Source organism: Paenarthrobacter sp. NEAU-H11 (assembly GCF_050573415.1).
Classification (GTDB): domain Bacteria; phylum Actinomycetota; class Actinomycetes; order Actinomycetales; family Micrococcaceae; genus Arthrobacter.
Window position 1 is genome coordinate 25792 of record NZ_JBNZGA010000011.1, and the last position, 16961, is coordinate 42752.

At 61.7% G+C, this 16961-nt stretch carries 11 protein-coding genes; 5 read left to right on the forward strand and 6 right to left on the reverse strand.

What is annotated here, in order from left to right; all coding sequences use genetic code 11:
* Positions 1 to 496 precede the first annotated feature (496 nt).
* The 3 genes from ACQ3DC_RS14425 to ACQ3DC_RS14435 are packed head-to-tail and all read right to left on the reverse strand — an operon-like array spanning position 497 to position 4157.
* Positions 497 to 2275, reverse strand: coding sequence for a cobaltochelatase CobT-related protein (locus ACQ3DC_RS14425; RefSeq protein ID WP_430752539.1), 1779 nt, complete (start codon positions 2273 to 2275; stop codon positions 497 to 499).
* 8 nt (positions 2276 to 2283) lie between these two features.
* Positions 2284 to 3285 carry an AAA family ATPase gene (locus ACQ3DC_RS14430; protein ID WP_323057284.1) on the reverse strand — a complete coding sequence of 334 codons (1002 nt, stop codon included), beginning with the start codon at positions 3283 to 3285 and terminating at the stop codon, positions 2284 to 2286.
* Positions 3273 to 4157: an IclR family transcriptional regulator gene (locus ACQ3DC_RS14435; protein ID WP_157242462.1), complete on the reverse strand. Its 885-nt coding sequence runs from the start codon at positions 4155 to 4157 to the stop codon at positions 3273 to 3275. The genes ACQ3DC_RS14430 and ACQ3DC_RS14435 overlap by 13 nt, the downstream gene beginning before the upstream one ends.
* Positions 4158 to 4369: 212 nt before the next feature.
* On the opposite strand from ACQ3DC_RS14435, the gene xsc reads away from it, so the two are divergent.
* Entirely contained in the window at positions 4370 to 6256 is a 1887-nt protein-coding gene (gene xsc, locus ACQ3DC_RS14440; protein WP_430752540.1) for a sulfoacetaldehyde acetyltransferase, read from the forward strand.
* 239 nt (positions 6257 to 6495) lie between these two features.
* On the forward strand, positions 6496 to 7989 hold the full coding sequence (locus ACQ3DC_RS14445) for an NAD-dependent succinate-semialdehyde dehydrogenase (protein WP_430752541.1): 1494 nt from the start codon (positions 6496 to 6498) through the stop codon (positions 7987 to 7989).
* Positions 7990 to 8373: 384 nt separating this feature from the next.
* Here ACQ3DC_RS14445 and ACQ3DC_RS14450 read toward each other — a convergent pair whose 3' ends face one another.
* Positions 8374 to 9864, reverse strand: coding sequence for a PLP-dependent aminotransferase family protein (locus tag ACQ3DC_RS14450; protein WP_430752542.1), 1491 nt, complete (start codon positions 9862 to 9864; stop codon positions 8374 to 8376).
* A 94-nt stretch (positions 9865 to 9958) separates the two neighbouring features.
* Positions 9959 to 11080, reverse strand: coding sequence for an alanine dehydrogenase (ald, locus tag ACQ3DC_RS14455; protein ID WP_157242464.1), 1122 nt, complete (start codon positions 11078 to 11080; stop codon positions 9959 to 9961).
* A gap of 227 nt (positions 11081 to 11307) precedes the next feature.
* Here ald and ACQ3DC_RS14460 point away from each other — a divergent pair, with 227 nt between their 5' ends.
* The 3 genes from ACQ3DC_RS14460 (at position 11308) to ACQ3DC_RS14470 (ending at position 15001) form a co-directional block, all read left to right on the forward strand.
* Entirely contained in the window at positions 11308 to 12672 is a 1365-nt protein-coding gene (locus tag ACQ3DC_RS14460) for an aspartate aminotransferase family protein (protein WP_430752543.1), read from the forward strand.
* A gap of 72 nt (positions 12673 to 12744) precedes the next feature.
* The gene (locus ACQ3DC_RS14465) at positions 12745 to 13806 is read left to right on the forward strand and encodes a phosphotransacetylase (RefSeq protein WP_430752544.1); all 1062 of its coding nucleotides are present in this window, start codon (positions 12745 to 12747) and stop codon (positions 13804 to 13806) included.
* Positions 13807 to 13987: 181 nt separating this feature from the next.
* Positions 13988 to 15001 (forward strand): YeiH family protein, encoded by a 1014-nt coding sequence (locus tag ACQ3DC_RS14470; protein ID WP_421094116.1) that lies wholly within the window; start codon positions 13988 to 13990, stop codon positions 14999 to 15001.
* Positions 15002 to 16267: 1266 nt separating this feature from the next.
* On the opposite strand, the gene ACQ3DC_RS14475 is transcribed toward ACQ3DC_RS14470, so the two are convergent.
* Positions 16268 to 16846: a TetR/AcrR family transcriptional regulator gene (locus ACQ3DC_RS14475; RefSeq protein ID WP_430752545.1), complete on the reverse strand. Its 579-nt coding sequence runs from the start codon at positions 16844 to 16846 to the stop codon at positions 16268 to 16270.
* Positions 16847 to 16961 lie beyond the last annotated feature (115 nt).

The following is a 16961-nucleotide window of genomic DNA, read 5'->3' on the forward strand; positions in this document are numbered from 1 at the left end:
GTGAAGGCGTCTTAGACAAGCCGTTTCCTGAGGGCGAGGCGCGGCTGCACGACCTGTTCACCGGGCCTGCAGCAGCACGGGCGGGTGCAGATTTTCCTGCCCTGGAGCAGGTCTTGCCAGGAACCGTGCTGACCCGATCCCCGGTGCTGGAGCAGGCTCCCGGCGCACCTGGCTGGGCGCCAGGGCGTGGCAACGTGCTGCCCGGGGTAAGGAACCACAGCCGTAAGACCTGTTGAACATTATGGAGGGGGTCTTTTCGGCGCTGGACGAGCACATGAGCAGGGCGTGAGCGCCGTCGGCACCGAAGCCGTCGAGCGGGTCCTTCCCCCGCGTCGCGCCCAGCTCGAGGAGCTCGAACGCCGACGCGTCACCGTGTCCGGGGAAGTCGAAAGGCTTTCGATGACTTCCCGCTTTCCCAGGTCTTGACGTGCATGCCGGGAGTTGGCATCAAGACTTGGCCGCGCACGCCGGCATCGTCCCGTCACCGCGATAGCCGTTAGCGGCTTTTGAGCAGCATCCCGAGCACCTGGTTGACGACGGCAGGCGTGGTTCCCTGGCTCAAATCCAACGCGAGGTTCCTCCGGTAGTAGGGGGACAAATCCAGCCCTACCCCCAGTCCAAAAATCTCTGTGCTGCCGGAAACCTCATGGGCGGTCACCACATTCTGCAGGTGCTGCTCCAAGTAATGGCTGTCGTTGGCCAGCCCAGTGGCACCATCCATCGGGCTGCCGTCGGAAATCACGAGCAGGATCCGGCGTCCCGAGGCACCGATTCCGGTGCCATCTTCCGCGAGCCGGGCGCATGCCCAGTCCACGGCTTCGCCGTCGACCCCCTCGCGGAACAAGTCCTTTTTCATCAGCCCGGCGATTCCGGAGCGTGCCCGGCGCCAAGGTGTATCACCATCTTTGAAAACCAGGTGCCGCACCTCATTGAGCCGTCCTGGATACGCTGGTCTTCCCGCCCGGATCCAGTCTTTCCCGGCACGGCCGCCGTTCCATGCGCCGGTAGTAAAGCCCAGGATCTCGCACCGCGCACCTGCCAGTTCCAATGCGCGGGCGTAGACGTCCACGAGCGCGGCGACGGCGGCACCGTACTCCTTCATGGACCCGGAGCAGTCCACGAGGAACGTCACTTTGGCCTCTGCACGGCGTTCGATGCGTTCAGTCCTGAAAACCCTGCGGTCCCCTGAGGAGGTGACGAGCCGGGCTAGCCTGCTGCCATCAAGGCGGCCCTCCAAGGCGTCGCCGTCCCATCCATCCTCGTCGTCTGCGGACAGGATCGCGGCCAAGGCCCGCCCCAGCCGGGGCACGTTGATGCCCTGCCGGGCTATGTCGTCGTCGAGCTGTTTGCGGTAGCCGCGCAGCAGCTCGGCGCGGACCAGACCTGCGACCTGGAATTGCTGGTCGTAGGAGGTGGTGTACTGCCGATAGATGCCCTGGCCAATCTGAAGGGCGTCGCTGCGCCCGTATCCTGCGATGGGAATATGGTCGTCGTTCGCGTCCTGGTCGAATAGCAGCTGGAACTGAGTCAATCGGCCGCTGGGGCGCGCGGGTCCCGTTTCCCTGGATTCCAGCTGCTCACTTAGGGCCCCGACGGTCTCGGCGATGGCAAGGGCATGAGGGGCGAAACCTGACTGCGAGAAGCGTTCGCGGCGCAGGGCGGCAAGGTGGGCGCCGATGTACGGGGCAAGGTCCATCCGGGTTGATTCAATTCGGTCTTCGATGTCCGGAGGCATTGGCTCCGTGGTGATTCGTGCGCGGCAAACCTGGGCCACGGTGAACAGGATGATTCCCAACGCGCTGTCGATCAGAGGGGAAGCCTCGAACTCCCGGGACCACTGCTGGAAACGTTCGTGGAGATTGGCCCTGACCCCGGGCATGGCAGGATCGACCAGCGACTCGGCGCGGAACTGCTCAAGCATCTCGAACACCAAGACTCGGGCGGGTGTGTCCGGGCAAAGTCGTTGATGCAGGACGGCATCACTCTTCTTCAGGCGCAGCGCCATGCCGTCGGCCGCACCACGGAATGACGCGGGCCTGGAATCGCAGGTTTGCGGGTGAAGATGCGGCGCCGGCATTGCCACCGGCTTCTCCCCGTGATAGAGGACCGGGCCGCGGAAGTGCAGGCCGCGCCGGCCGCTGAGCGCGCGCAGCGCAGCGGCCCCCAGTTCCATGGTCTGCTTGCGGCGTCGCAGCAATACGGCAGCGGTCTCCCGGGATGCGGCTGCCGCCCCGTACCGGTCCGTCTGTTCCTTATCTTCCGTCAGCGAGGCCATGGGCGGCTTTACCCGGCGGCAGCGAAGGCGCTGTCCGGCACATGAGCCGCAGAACTGAGTCCGTCCAGTTCACGGTCGAAGCAGCGCTGAAAATATTCAGCGATGATTGCGTGTTCGGCTTCGTCGCACTTGTTGACGAAAGACAGCAGGAAGGCCTTGCCGGGATCGCCGAAGATCCCAATATTCTCGGCCCAGGTGATCACGGTGCGTGGGGACATCAGCGTAGACAGGTCGCCCACCTTAAAGCCGTCCCGGGTCAGTTTTGCCACAGCCACCATGGAAGCCACCAGTTCTCGCCCGGCCGGATGGTCCATCTCCGGGACCCGTGCCATCACGATTTCCAGCTCGTCCTCGGCCGGAGGATGGTTGAGGGCGGCGACGATGTTCCAGCGGTCGATCTGGGCGTGATTGAGACGCTGGACGCCGTGGTACATACCGTTAAGATTGCCAAGTCCTACAGTGTTGGCCGTGGCAAAGAGGCGGAAGCCTGGATGCACGTCCAGGACCCGGTTCTGATCGAGCAGTGTGAGTTTGCCGTCACGCTCCAAAAGCCGCTGGATTACGAACATCACGTCCGGCCTCCCTGCATCGTACTCATCGAGAATAAGTGCCACCGGCCGTTGGATGGCCCAGGGGACGATTCCCTCCTGGAACTCAGTGATCTGTTTGCCGTCCTTAAGGACAACAGTGTCGCGCCCCACCAGATCCAGTCGGCTGATATGCCCGTCCAGGTTGACACGTACGCACGGCCAGTTCAGCCGGGCGGCCACCTGCTCAATGTGTGTGGACTTACCCGTTCCGTGGAGTCCCTGAAGCAGCATTCGCCGGTTCCGGGTAAAGGCCGCCAGGATGGCCAGCGTTACATCGTGGTTGAACCGGTAGGCCGGGTCAGCCTCAGGGACATGGTCATCGGGCTCACGGAAGGCGGCTACCTTGAGATCCGAGTCGATGTTGAACAGGTCCCGGACAGAAACCATATGATCCGGCATCAGTCTTGTCAGCTGCTCCATAGCTCCCCCTCAATATCGCTGGCCGATCCTTCGGTCGCATCCCCGCCGTCGGTCCTGCCTGTATAGGACTCTGCTTCAATTCGACCTATCTCGGCGGCCGCACGCTGGAGCGCGGGGAGCAGTTTCAGACCTTTTTCCGGCGTCAACCGCATGACGGGAGCCTGCACCGCGACACACAAATTGGACACAGCATTCGTCGTGGGGACCAGCACTGCGACGCAGACCAACCCCGGAAGGAACTCCTCGTCATCGATGGCATAACCATCCCTCCGGACGCGCTGCAGCTCGGCCTCGATCAAGTCCGGATCAGTCACAGTCTTGTTCGTATAGCGGCCAAGCGGAGCGGATGCAATGAGCCGCTTCCGCTGGGCTGGACTGAGCTGCGAGAGGATCATTTTTCCACTTGCCGAGCAGTGAACAGGCACCCGGGAACCCGGCTGAAGCGTGATCCGCAATGGCTCGGAGGTTTCGATCCGGTCCAGATATAGCACTTCACTGCCAGATACAGCAGTGACATTGCAGCTCTCCCCCAGTTCATTCACCAGATTGCGGAGCACCGCGTGACGTGCCCCGTGGTGGATGTCATTAATCAGGAGATCTTCGGCCATGCGCCGCAGGCGGCTTCCGGTGCCGTAGTGCCTGCCGTTGTTCTCCCGAATCAGCAGTCCGGAGCTTTCCAGCTGGTGCAGCATGCGGTGGAGGGTTGGCTTAGGAGTGCCGGTCTCCTCCGCTAGCCCCTGAAGCGTGAAGAGCTGGTCCTTGGTGGCGATCAGTTCGAGCAGGGAGAACAGACGCATAGTAGGTGTCTCCCCCGCCAGCTCAGTCAGCGTTTGACCGTCCTGATTGTTGTTTAGCCTGCGAATCTCAGCCATTACCGTCTCCTCCACCCGATGTATCCTCGGCGCCTTCGTCGTTTTATTGTACGCCACGTTCCATATTCTCGAATAGGCATTGACCGGTAGATGCTTTTCGCCTAACCTCAGGTTGACCACCAAAAAAAGGAACGATAGGTTCCGTTTTTTGATATTTCAACGAGCACGGCCAGTCCTGTAGGGCTAGCCAGCCCTGTAGGAGGAGAAGCAATATGAGCCAAGACACAATCGACATCTCTGACGTCACCGACGCCGGAACGGGTCCGGCCACAAATGACCTGCCAACCAGCGAGGCCTCTGCCACGGCACCCCGGTCAGTGGTTCAAGGTGCTCAAAAGATGACTCCGTCAGAAGCATTCGTGGAGACTTTGGTGGCAAACGACGTCACTGACATCTTCGGCATCATGGGGTCTGCATTCATGGACGCCATGGACATCTTCGCGCCTGCAGGAATTCGTCTGGTTCCGGTCGTCCATGAGCAGGGCGCTGCCCATATGGCAGATGGCTATGCCCGCGCCAGTGGCCGACACGGCGTCGTCATCGGTCAAAATGGACCTGGCATCAGCAACTGCGTCACCGGCATCGCTGCTGCCTTCTGGGCCCACAGCCCCGTGGTCATCGTTACGCCGGAGGCCGGCACCATGGGCATGGGTCTCGGCGGATTCCAGGAAGCCAAGCAGTTGCCCATGTTCCAGGAATTCACGAAGTACCAGGGCCACGTGACTCACCCCGCCCGTATGGCCGAATTCACTGGCCGCTGCTTCGATCGGGCAATGTCCGAAAACGGGCCGACTCAACTGAACATTCCGCGCGACTACTTCTACGGCGAGATCACAGCCGAAATCCCGCAACCGCGCCGGGTGGACCGTGGTGCCGGCGGCACGAAGAGCCTGGACGAGGCCGCAGCGCTGCTGGCAACGGCCAAATTTCCAGTAATCGTTTCAGGCGGCGGCGTGGTCATGGCCGACGGAGTCGAGGAATGCAAGGCTCTCGCCGAACGTCTGGGCGCTCCCGTCGTCAACAGCTATCAGCACAACGACTCCTTCCCGGCCAGCCATCCGCTCTGGGCGGGGCCGCTCGGCTACCAGGGATCAAAGGCGGGCATGAAGCTCATCTCCCAGGCCGACGTCGTTGTCGCCCTCGGCACCCGCCTCGGCCCCTTCGGTACCCTGCCCCAGTATGGCCAGGCTTACTGGCCCACAAATGCCAAAATCATCCAGATCGATGCCGACCACACCATGCTGGGCCTGGTCAAGAAGATCAGTGTCGGAATTTGCGGTGATGCCAAGGCTGTGGCACTCGAACTGCGCAACCGCCTGGAGCAGCTCACCCTCGCATGCGATGCCACCAAGGCAGAGCGCGCCGCCACCATCAAGGCCGAGAAGGAAAGCTGGGAGCAAGAACTGTCGGCATGGACCCATGAAACGGATGACTACAGCCTTGACATGCTCGAAGAGCACAAGCACGAGGAGGGCAATTGGCTGTCCCCGCGTCAGGTGCTGCGCGAACTGGAAAAGGCCATGCCGGAAGACGTCATGGTCTCCACCGACATCGGAAACATCAACTCGGTTGCTCACAGCTACCTCCGCTTCGAGAAGCCGCGCAGCTTCTTCGCGCCGATGAGCTTCGGCAACTGCGGCTACGCGCTGCCCACCATGATCGGCGCCAAGGCGGCCGCCATGCACAGGCCGGCGGTTGCCTACGCAGGCGACGGGGCATGGGCGATGAGCATGGGAGAAGTCCTCACTGCTGTCCGCCACGACATTCCTGTCACCGCGATCGTGTTCCGCAACCGGCAATGGGGCGCGGAAAAGAAAAACCAGGTCGAGTTCTATAACCGGCGTTTCGTTGCCGGTGAACTCGACAATGAGAACGAGAGCTTCGCTGCCATGGCGCAGACGATGGGGGCCGAAGGCGTAGTTGTCGATCAGCTCGAAGAGGTAGGCCCCGCCCTCCAGCGTGCCCTCGCTGCGCAGATGAACGAGGGAAAAACCACGGTCATCGAGATCATGTGCACGCGAGAGCTTGGCGACCCCTTCCGCCGTGATGCGCTGGCGAAGCCGGTCCGCCTGCTCGAGAAGTACAAGGACTACGTCTAAGCCAGAAGCCAGTCCTGTGGTCGCTGTGGAGGTCTTCCCTGGAAGGCCTCCACAGGTCTTTCCACGAGGTATTTGCAGTCCCGCGTCAAGCAGTGCAAGGAGGCGGGAAATCAGATGCCCCTGCTCAGAAATGACGTACTTCCCCTGATCTTCGCTTGCTGGTTCAGCCCTTCATTCATTTCCAAACCCACCGCCGCCCGACCGCTTTTCGGCCTCCCCACAGAAAAGGACTTCTCAACATGACACCCCACCCCACCCTGAAAGTCCCGGCCTCCCACCAGGTCCTTAATGTGATTGCGAAAGTCAACACCGGCCTGTACATAGACGGCGAGTGGGCAGAGTCCTCTACCGGTGCCCGTTTCGCCGTCGTCAACCCCGCCACGGAGGAGGTCATCGCGACGGTGGCCGACGGCGGTCCCGAAGACGCCCGCCGGGCGATCGAAACGGCCGGCCGGGAGCAGAAGGCGTGGGCCAAGACTCCGCCCCGCGAGCGGAGCGAAATCCTGCGGCGTGCCTTCGAACTGATCATGGCCCGGCAGGACGAGCTGGCCCTCATCATGACGACCGAGATGGGCAAGCCGTTCGCTGAAGCCAAGGGAGAAGTGGCCTACGCTGCAGAATTTTTTCGCTGGTTCTCCGAGGAGGCCGTCCGCATCGGCGGTGACCTGACTACCACCGGTGACGGCAAGAACCGGATTCTCGTCTCGAAGGAGCCGGTGGGCCCGTGCGTACTGGTGACGCCCTGGAACTTCCCGCTGGCCATGGCTACACGAAAGATCGGCCCGGCGATCGCAGCCGGGTGCACCATGGTTTTCAAGCCTGCCAACCTCACCCCACTGTCCTCGCTGGCACTGGTGGACATCCTCATCGAAGCCGGCCTGCCCAAGGGCGCTCTCAACGTCGTCACCACCACCAAAGCCTCCGAGGTGGTCACCCAATGGATGGAAAGCGGCATCGCCCGTAAGATCAGCTTCACCGGCTCCACGAAAGTGGGCGTCCGCCTCCTTGAACAGGCGGCAAAGAACGTCATGCGCTCCTCAATGGAACTCGGCGGAAACGCACCCCTGATCGTGTTTGAGGATGCCGACCTGGATCGGGCCGTGGAAGGCGCATTCACTGCCAAGATGCGGAACATGGGCGAGGCCTGCACTGCCGCCAACCGGATTTTCGTCCAGCGCGCAGTGGCCGCCGACTTCTCGGCGCGGCTCGCCAAGCGTCTCGGAGCCCTCAAGGTTGGCGACGGCGCGGAGGAAGGCACCGACGTCGGCCCGTTGGTGGAGGAGAAGGCGCTGAACAAGGTCCAGGAACTGGTGGACGATGCCGTCGCCAAGGGTGCCATAGTAGTCTGCGGCGGCTCCCGCCCTGAAGGCAGAGGGTACTTCTACTCCCCCACAGTTCTTTCGGACGTCACCCCGGACGCTGCACTGATGAGCGAGGAGATCTTCGGCCCGGTTGCCCCGATAATTCCCTTCGACACCGAAGAGGAAGTAATCCGCATGGCCAACGACACCCAATGGGGCCTGGCCAGCTACGTCTTCACACAGGACCTGGACCGCGCCTTCCGCGTGGGCGAGGAACTGGAGGTCGGCATGGTAGGCCTGAACACGGGCCTTGTCTCCAACCCCGCGGCACCCTTCGGCGGCATCAAAGCCTCCGGCCTCGGCCGCGAAGGCGGACGACTTGGCCTCGAGGAATTCCTCGAGATCAAGTACATGGCCATTCCCCGTCTTTGAGCAGTGTGGGCTCGGTGAAACCAGGCGTTCGCATGCAGCGAGAAGGCTGCATGGTCCGCTTGTCCCGGCGGCGAGGATGTTAGTGCAGGTCGGGCGGGAATGGCCATCCACGACGACACGGACACATCGTAGGCGGGCCGGCGGCTGACCCCCGGGCTTGTCACGTTCGCAGCGGCTGATCATCCCTTCGGTACGCTTTGCAGTCCGCCGGGCCGAAGAGTGCGGGCGGCTGGAGCATTCCTCCATTGCTTCTGGGCCATGCTGCGGCAGTGCCCGGCCCGGCGCCCAGGGGCCGGGACCGGGACAGAGACCCGTTCCGCGTCCGGCGCGGAAACACCGGTCAACTACGTCCTGCGCCAGCTGCAGCCGGCCGTGAGGGGTCTGCTAGCCAGCTGTTTTATCCGCTGAATCTCCGCCGGCAAGCAGGATTTTCGCTGTCTCGCCGACCAACGCGAGTCCTTCCCCTATTGAGCGCGTGGGGATGGCGCCGAAGCCAACTCTGAAGCAGTTTCGCGGCGCATCTGGTTGGATGAAATAGATGTCCCCGCGCTCAATGAGGACTCCCCGTCGCTCCACCCTCCTTACCAGCTCCAAGGCATCCAATGCGGGCGGCCCGGTAACCCAAAGACTGACGCCCCCTGGCGGATAGCTGCTCTGCTCCCAAGGCAGGTATTGTGCTGAGAAATTGCTGACCATTTCCCAACGGGATTTCATCTGCCGGCGGTGGCGCCGAAGTGCCCGGTGGTAATCCCCGCTGTCAATCATCAAAGCGAGCGCGCGCTGCAAATGTCCTGGCGGGTGACGGACCTGGTAACGGCGCACCTTCTTCAACTCACGGATGAGTTCGGCCGGGCCGACGAGGAAACCCAAGCGCAAACCGGGCGACAAGAACTTGGAAAACGTCCCCAAATACAGGACATCTCCTGTGGAATCCAAGGCTTTTAGCGCCGGACTAGGGCTGCCTTCATAGCGGAACTCGCTGTCGTAGTCATCCTCGATAACCACCGTTGCAGAGGCTGCCGCAAGCTTGAGAAGCCGATGGCGACGCTCCATGCTCAGTGTCACATTAGTGGGATGGTGATGGCTGGGAGTGACATATACCAAGGCAGTTCCGTTGAGGGTGGTCGGCAGACAGAGGCCGTCTTTGTCGACATCGATTCCGTAGACCTGCGCGCCGGTGCGCAGGAAGATATGGCGGGCGTCGAGGTAGCCGGGATTTTCGATCGCTACACGCTGATGTGATCCGAGCAGCGTCCGGGCCAGCAGGTCCAATCCCTGCTGAGACCCAACGGTGATAAGTATTTCGTCTGCGCCGGCCTCGATCCCGCGGGCCGGGAGTATCTGGCGCCGGATCATGTCAATCAGCATGGGATCGTCCGCGCCGACACTGTCCTGGAGGCTGGCGAAGCGATGGGGCTGGTAAAGCGCCTCCCGGAGGCTGCGCACCCAAGCCGTTGCTGGAAAGCTCTGGACATCGATCTGACCGGCCACGAAAGGGTATGGATATTTATGCCAGTCGGGCGTCTTTTCCACCTCCGGCACACCCTCGTCGGCATAACGGCGCATTCTGGAAGACCAATCGATCATCGAATCCGTCGTCTGGACGTCAGCCTCAGCGGCGGCGACCATCTCAGGATTTACGAAAATACCGCGGCGCTCGTGGCTCAGCACGAGTCCCTCCGTGAGTAACTCCTGATACGCGAGATTGATGGTGTTGCGTGAGACCTTGAGTTCGGCGGCCAGTTCACGGGAACTGGGGAGTCTACGGCGTGAGTCGAATATTCCGACAGCGATGCCGTGCTCAACCACGCGCCGGACCTGCCGGTAAAGGGGCTCGTTTGAACCGCGATCAATCTCAATTAGCGTCCGTGCCACGACTGCCTCCAGATTGGTAGCTGAGGTATCGGAACTGGAAGGGGCGGGGGGAGTTCGGCGCTGAACTTCCCCCGCCCATGACCTCGTTATTACTCTAGCTACGTGCCATTGCTTTCGATGAATCAATTACGGCAATCCCATGGGCTGCCCCTACCGCCGCGTTGGTGAGGCTTCCGCCCACGGTGCTCAAGCCGGCCCGGAGCGCTGCGTTCTCTGCGAGAGCACGTTCGATGCCCTTGTCGGCGAGCTGCAGAACATAGGGCAGCGTCACGTTTGTCAGAGCATAGGTGGAGGTATGGGGAACAGCGCCCGGCATGTTTGCCACGCAATAGAAAACTGAACCGTGAACGCGGAAGGTCGGTTCCTGGTGCGTAGTGGGCCGTGAATCCTCAAAGCATCCGCCTTGGTCGATGGCGATGTCTACGAGAACGCTGCCAGGCTTCATTCGGGAGACCAGCTCGTTGGAGATAATCTTGGGGGCCTTGGCGCCGGGGACCAGAACCGCACCAATCACCAGATCCGCTTGAAGCACTTCGTGTTCGATGGCCATCTGGTTCGCGGCCAGCGTTCGGACGCGGCCCTGGTACATGCGATCCGCGGCGCGCAACTTGTCAACGTTCTTGTCGAAGAGGACTACGTCTGCCCACAGTCCGGCGGCCACCGAAACAGCATTCATACCGGATACGCCAGCGCCGATAACCACTACCCGTGCGGGTGCCACTCCAGAGACCCCGCCGATCAGGATGCCACGGCCGCCCTCGGGTCGGGTCAGGCACTGAGCACCAACGAGCGGCGCGAGTCGGCCGGCGACTTCACTCATCGGAAACAACAACGGCAGAGAACCGTCTTCAAGCTGAACGGTCTCATAGGCTATCGAAGTACTGCCGGCGTCCAGCAACGCCCAGGTGCAGGCCTGGTCAGCGGCCAAGTGAAGATACGTAAAGATCGTCAGATCCGGCCGCATCCGATGGTATTCCTCGGCGATCGGCTCCTTCACCTTCAGCAGCAGATCGGCCATGGCCCACACCTCATCCGCTGTGTCCACAATGACGGCTCCCGCCAGCGTAAAGGCATCGTCGGAAATCGAGGAGCCAGCTCCCGCGCCGGCTTCGATGAACACTTCGTGCCCATGGCTCAGGAGTTCGTGTACTCCCGCGGGAGTGACGGCCACGCGGTATTCGTGGGACTTTACTTCTTTCGGGACGCCGATTTTCATGTGGGGACCTCCGTGCGGTAGTTGGGTGTTCTCAACACTCGCCGTGCCGACTGCACAGCATTATCGAAGTATGGCCCTGCGTGATTAGGTCCAGAAGGTCCAGAACGGCGCCAACCTATGGAACCAGACTGGACCCATCAGTCAGGAGGCATTTGGCCCTGACGCGCCAAAGAAACCCGGCCTAGGCTTTCGCTCATTGCTATTCACCTCGAAAGAAGGAGATGGTCGTGGACGCAACCACGCTACGGGCCCAGGCCCGACGACACCTCGGACCCCATTTCACACGCAAGGACACGTGGGACAGTGAGTTCCCCATTTTTGTCCGCGGAGAAGGAAGCTACCTCATCGACACCGAGGGCGATCGTTACCTGGATGGTTTGGCGGGGCTTTTCTGCGTCAATATGGGCCACGGGCGAGCAGACATAGCCAAGGCAGCCAGCGAACAGATCAATACCCTCGCATACGCCTCCAATTGGGGAGCCGCGCACCCGCCGGCAATCGAAGCTGCTGCTCTTATCGCTGAGTTGGCTCCGGGTGATCTGGGCACCACCTTTTTCGTAAACTCCGGCTCAGAGGCCGTTGAGACGGCGCTGAAATTCGCCCGCCAGTACTTCCGTAGCCAAGGCCAGCCGCAGCGGACCAAGGTCATCAGCCGGAACATGGCCTACCACGGCACTACCATGGGCGCGCTCTCCATCACCCAGCTACCGAAGATCAAGGACCCCTTCGGCGAACTCCTTCCGGGCATCCGTAGCGTTCCGAACACGCTCGGTTACACCGGGGACTGTGGCCCAGTCACAGAACTGGAATGCTTCCAAGCCATCGAACGGACCATTCTCGAAGAGGGTCCCGAGACAATCGCGGCCATCTTCGCCGAGCCCGTGCAGAACGGCCGCGGTGCACTGGTGGCGCCCACTGGCTACTGGCCGGCGCTGCGTGCGTTGTGTGACAAGTACGGAATCCTGCTGGTATCTGACGAGGTGATCTGCTCCTTTGGGCGTCTTGGACATTTCTTCGGCTACGGCCTGACAGGCGTCGTTCCGGACCTGGTTACGTTTGCGAAGGGATCCACCTCGGGTTACGCGCCCCTCGGCGGCATGATTGTCCGGGAAAAGCTGGTCCAGGAGCTGTTCAGCTCCTCCAAGGGAGGCGTCTTCACTCATGGCGCCACGTGGGGCGGACACCCGGTATCAACGGCAGTCGCAGTCGCCAACATCACGGCCATGCGTGACGAAAACGTCCTGGGCAACGTCCAGGAAAACGGGCCGAAAATAATGGAGGCGCTCGAGTCCCTGAAGAGTTCACACCGCTGTGTCAAGGCCATCCGGGGTACGGGCTTCTTCTACGCAATCGAACTCATGGCTGACAGTTTCAGCGGCCGGGAACTGACTGAGACTGAATCGCTGACCGTACTACGCGAAGTGCTGCCCGAATCCTTCAAACGGACGAAGGTGATCCTGCGAGGCGATGACCGGGGCGCAACCATGATCATGATCTCCCCGCCATTGGTCGCCGACAGCGATGTGCTGTCCGAACTCCTCCATGGTGTGGATGGAATGCTCAATGACATCGAAAAGGCCATTCAGCCTTAGGCCGTGCCTCCGGTTTAAGAGGTGGGGGTCCGCCGTCGCGGACCCCCACGGATCAATTCAAGAAGGGGAGCCATGGGAATCGCTCTAATTGATCGGAATCGGGCGCAGGCAGCGGCTCTTCCAGGCATCGCGACCTCTGAACGTTGGCGCCAAGAACTGTCCGGCCAGGCGAAGGTTGTCGCATTCGCCGATGGAGAGGATCCACGGGCAGTCTTTGCCGCCAGCGCACTGGCGGCCGAAGGAATCATTCAACCCCGGTTGATCGGCAGAAGTGCCCGGATCAGGCAGGCGGCCAAGGACGTCGGCTGTGTTCTGCCGGAAGACACAATCCTCGACTGCTGCAGCCTCGCCCACGACACCACCATCAGGTCATGCCTGGAGGAGGCCTACGCCAGCAGGCCCGAACAGCTGGCCATGGCGCGGCATGAATCAGTTCATCTCGCCGCTGCTGCATTGCGGGCCGGGTTCGTGGACGCCTCCGTCGCCGGAGCAGGAAGCCCCACGGCACACGTCCTACGGGCAGCTCTCCGCGTTGTGGGCCTCGCTCCTGCCTGCACAACATTGAGCGGCTCCTTCCTGATGTTACTTCCGGACGAAAGAGAACTTTCTTTCGGCGACTGCGCCGTCGTACCCAACCCTTCTGCAGAACAACTGGCAGACATAGCGGCATCCGCAGCCCACACCCATCACGTGCTGACAGGGCAGGACCCGAAAGTGGCCATGTTGTCCTTCAGCACCCAAGGCAGTGCTGCCCATCCGGACGTGGAAAAGGTTAAGGATGCAATGAAGATCCTGCGCGACCGGCACCCGCTGCTTAAAGTCGACGGGGAATTACAGTTTGATGCTGCCCTGGTTCCCCACATTGGGGCATCGAAGGCGCCGCAGTCAGAAGTCGCAGGCCGCGCAAACGTGCTGATTTTCCCCACCCTGGATGCAGGAAATATCGGATACAAGATCGCGGAGCGACTCGGCGGTGCTGTGGCGGTGGGACCGATACTGCAGGGCCTAAATGCCCCCATGAACGACCTGTCCCGGGGATGCAGGGCAGAAGACATCATCTTCCTCGGTCTGTTGAGCGCCGTCCAATCACTTCCGAACCGCCATAACAAAGCGTCATCCACCTCCACGTCCTGACTTCCAGCCATCCTCCTCGAGCCCCCGGAGCCGTAGATGCCTCCGGCGCTCATCCATTTTCTGTCCTCAAGAAAGGAGATTCGGTCCGATCCTGTATCTGCAGGCCCGGGCCGAATTCTAGAGAACCATGACCCAAGACGTGGCCACATCGGCAAAAAGCGGACGACATGACTCCTTCCTCATGCGGGCTCTGCAGCAGAAGACGCTACCGGGGCTGGCGGCGGCTGCCGCGGCCGTGGCCATCGCCTGGCTGATTCACTCGGCGGTCCCGATGCTGCCCTTCCTCACCGTGTCCGTCATCCTGGGAATTCTTTCCGCAAATCTTCCAGGGATAAGTACGGCAGTTGAAGGAGTTCTCCAGCCTGGGCTGGCACTCTCCGCAAGACGGCTCATGCGGATGGGCATCGTCCTACTTGGCCTCAAGCTCAGCCTCGTCGATGTGGTCGCGCTGGGCTGGACAACAGTAGGGATCGTCATCGGCATCGTCTTTCTAACCTTTGTCGGAACACTGCTGCTGGGCAAAGCACTGAAACTTCCGGGCAATCAGCCTCTGCTGCTGGCAACCGGGTTCTCCATTTGTGGTGCGTCCGCCATCGGAGCGATGGGCGGAGCGACCAAGACCGATCACCGGGACACCGTTGTCCCCATTGCCCTGGTGACCCTCTGCGGCACTCTGGCAATCGGTGTCCTGCCGGCACTCAAGGGACCGCTCGGGTTGGACAACATTGAATTCGGCCATTGGGTGGGAGCAAGCGTCCATGACGTTGGACAGGTTGTAGCTACGGCCCAAACCGCAGGCACAGCCGCCTTGGCCGGGGCCTTGATCATTAAGCTGACCCGCGTGCTCATGCTTGCGCCCATGGTAACGGGAGCCGCATTCGTGGAAAGACACCGCCGACGGCGGGCCGGGACCAACGCTGACGAAGGTGACGCCAAGCTTCCGCCGCTGATTCCGCTGTTCGTTGCCGGGTTTATGGCCGCAATTGTTCTACGCACAGTAGGGATCCTGCCGCCTGCGGCACTCCAAGTCGCCGGGGTGGCCCAGGATCTTCTTCTAGCCGCCGCACTCTACGGACTGGGAGCGTCGGTGCAAGTCCGCTCCCTGCTGAAAACCGGCGGAAGGGCAGTCGCCGCGGCGATGTTGTCATGGGCACTGATAGCCGTCGTGGCTTATGTGGGCGTCCAGCTCATCTAGTTGAAAGCATTCGCCCCTCCGTTCCTCCAAGTGGTTTCCAACGACACCCCGCTCCGGATATTTTCGCTGCTTTTCTTGGACATGGAACGCGCGCATGTACCTTTTTGGGCTCATATCCAATAAGGCGCCCTGGACGTGGCGGAGAAGTAACGGTTCATAGGGCAGATTGCCAGGAGCGAGCCGATGAGCAGCACGACGTCGCCGTGAGCAAGGTCCCAGATCGCGGCTTCGGACCAGTATCCGGTCTTTCATGGACCCTGGGCCCGCCCCGAGGTACTCTGGCCTGCAAAGCTCTGGGGTAAAACCGGGCTCACTGCGCCGGCGGGGACGCCGTTGAACCGCATCCGGGGGGATTCGATGACCACACCGGTCCATGCCGAAGACGAACAGCGTTCTCTGGCAGACGAAAGCTCCGGGGACGGACCCGCAGCCTCAGAGCCCGGCTCGACGAACTTCACCCTCACCGTTGAAAGCGAACGGATTCTCCGGATTACGTTGCGTCCCGGAAGTCAGATTACTGCCGCGGACGGAACCTCCGTGCGGGAGCGCTTCCTGACCCTGACCGGAGGCGCGGGCTGCGCGGTCTTACTGCAGGTCACGGGCGTTGAGCATGTCAGCCGCGATGCCGTCCGTGTCTTCAGTGAAGCCGTAACCGTCACAGCCTTTGCAATCCTCGGCAGCACGTCAGTGGACCGGGTCATCGCCCACGGGCGGCGCGGACTGCCCCCGCCAAAGTGCCCGAGCAGGTATTTCACAGACGAGCAGGAGGCCTTGAAATGGCTCCGCGCTGCTAGCATCCCGGCCGGGGCATGCGCCTCATGACCCCCGACCCTAAGCGGCCCGGTTCCACGGCGCGGAACCCGCCGCACATGCCTGATCGAGGGATTTCCACTTCGCTGCGAGTCACACGCCTATGGATCACCGCACCGTTCGTGCCCGTTAGCGGAACCCTCTGCGGCACTTTCCGCTAGGCTCCGGGCCATACTTTCGTCCTGGATCATTCTGATTTCACTTCACGCAGTCGCTGGATAGGCAGCGGAGAGAACACAGACGGTGACGTGATCCATTTCCGTGGCGGCTGCGGTGAGCTGTGCGGTGATCCGCGAATTTTCCAGATCAGGGTGGGCAACGACGACGAGGGTGCGATGCGGGGTTCATGAAGGGTTGTGTTCTTTCACAATCAGATTCAAAGCTACGAAATCCGTGCCGATTTGCTGGAGACGGCCAGCGTCGACCGGGGTGGCCAGCAGAGCAGCAGTCCGGGATTTAGGGGCGGGGACAGGCATCGTGGACGATGCGCCGGGCCAGGCCCAGGGCGCGTGTCCCGTAGGCAGCGCCGTCCAGTACGGAGCCTGTGGCATAGGCGCCGTTGAGGATAAGAAGAAGTTCATCCGCGAGCTGGTCGGAGTCATTGGCGTCGGCCTCGGCGGCGAGGGAATGGAACCAGTCCCGTACCTTCTGCTTGTGCTCCACGGCCACCAAATGCGCCGGGTGCTCCCCTTCCGGGAACTCGGTGTTCGTGTTCAGCATCGGGCACCCGCGATAGGAGGCTCCTGCTGTGTCACCGGCGAGTACCTCAAAGACGGCTACGAGCTTGTCGCGGGGGTCCGGGAATTCCTCTGCAGCCTGCCGCATCCGTTCGAACCAGGCTTCCGCGCGGCCCTGCACGTAGGCGGTGGCGAGAGCGTCCTTGGTGGGAAACTGGCGGTAAATGGTGGCGTTGCCGACGCCGCATTCCTTGACCACCGTGTCCATCCCGACGGCCCGGATGCCGCGCTGGTAGAACAGGCGGGTCGCCACTTCGAGAACGTTGCGCCGGTTCTCTTCGCCGGTCTTGCGTGCCACGGAAATCCCACTCCTATTTGAACTCTCACCAGAGGTCTTGCTGCTTCAAGTTTGACAGACGGATCGATCCGTCACAAACTGTGGGAGAACGATCCGTCACATCGGATCCAGTAAT

What these genes read in the sequence shown, in the direction of transcription:
- ACQ3DC_RS14425 (WP_430752539.1), bottom strand. Translation starts at nt 2,275, where the DNA reads ATGGCCTCGCTGACGGAAGATAAGGAACAGACGGACCGGTACGGGGCG.
- xsc (WP_430752540.1), top strand. Translation starts at nt 4,370, where the DNA reads ATGAGCCAAGACACAATCGACATCTCTGACGTCACCGACGCCGGAACG.
- ald (WP_157242464.1), bottom strand. Translation starts at nt 11,080, where the DNA reads ATGAAAATCGGCGTCCCGAAAGAAGTAAAGTCCCACGAATACCGCGTG.
- ACQ3DC_RS14465 (WP_430752544.1), top strand. Translation starts at nt 12,745, where the DNA reads ATGGGAATCGCTCTAATTGATCGGAATCGGGCGCAGGCAGCGGCTCTT.
- ACQ3DC_RS14435 (WP_157242462.1), bottom strand. Translation starts at nt 4,157, where the DNA reads ATGGCTGAGATTCGCAGGCTAAACAACAATCAGGACGGTCAAACGCTG.
- ACQ3DC_RS14470 (WP_421094116.1), top strand. Translation starts at nt 13,988, where the DNA reads ATGCGGGCTCTGCAGCAGAAGACGCTACCGGGGCTGGCGGCGGCTGCC.
- ACQ3DC_RS14445 (WP_430752541.1), top strand. Translation starts at nt 6,496, where the DNA reads ATGACACCCCACCCCACCCTGAAAGTCCCGGCCTCCCACCAGGTCCTT.
- ACQ3DC_RS14430 (WP_323057284.1), bottom strand. Translation starts at nt 3,285, where the DNA reads ATGGAGCAGCTGACAAGACTGATGCCGGATCATATGGTTTCTGTCCGG.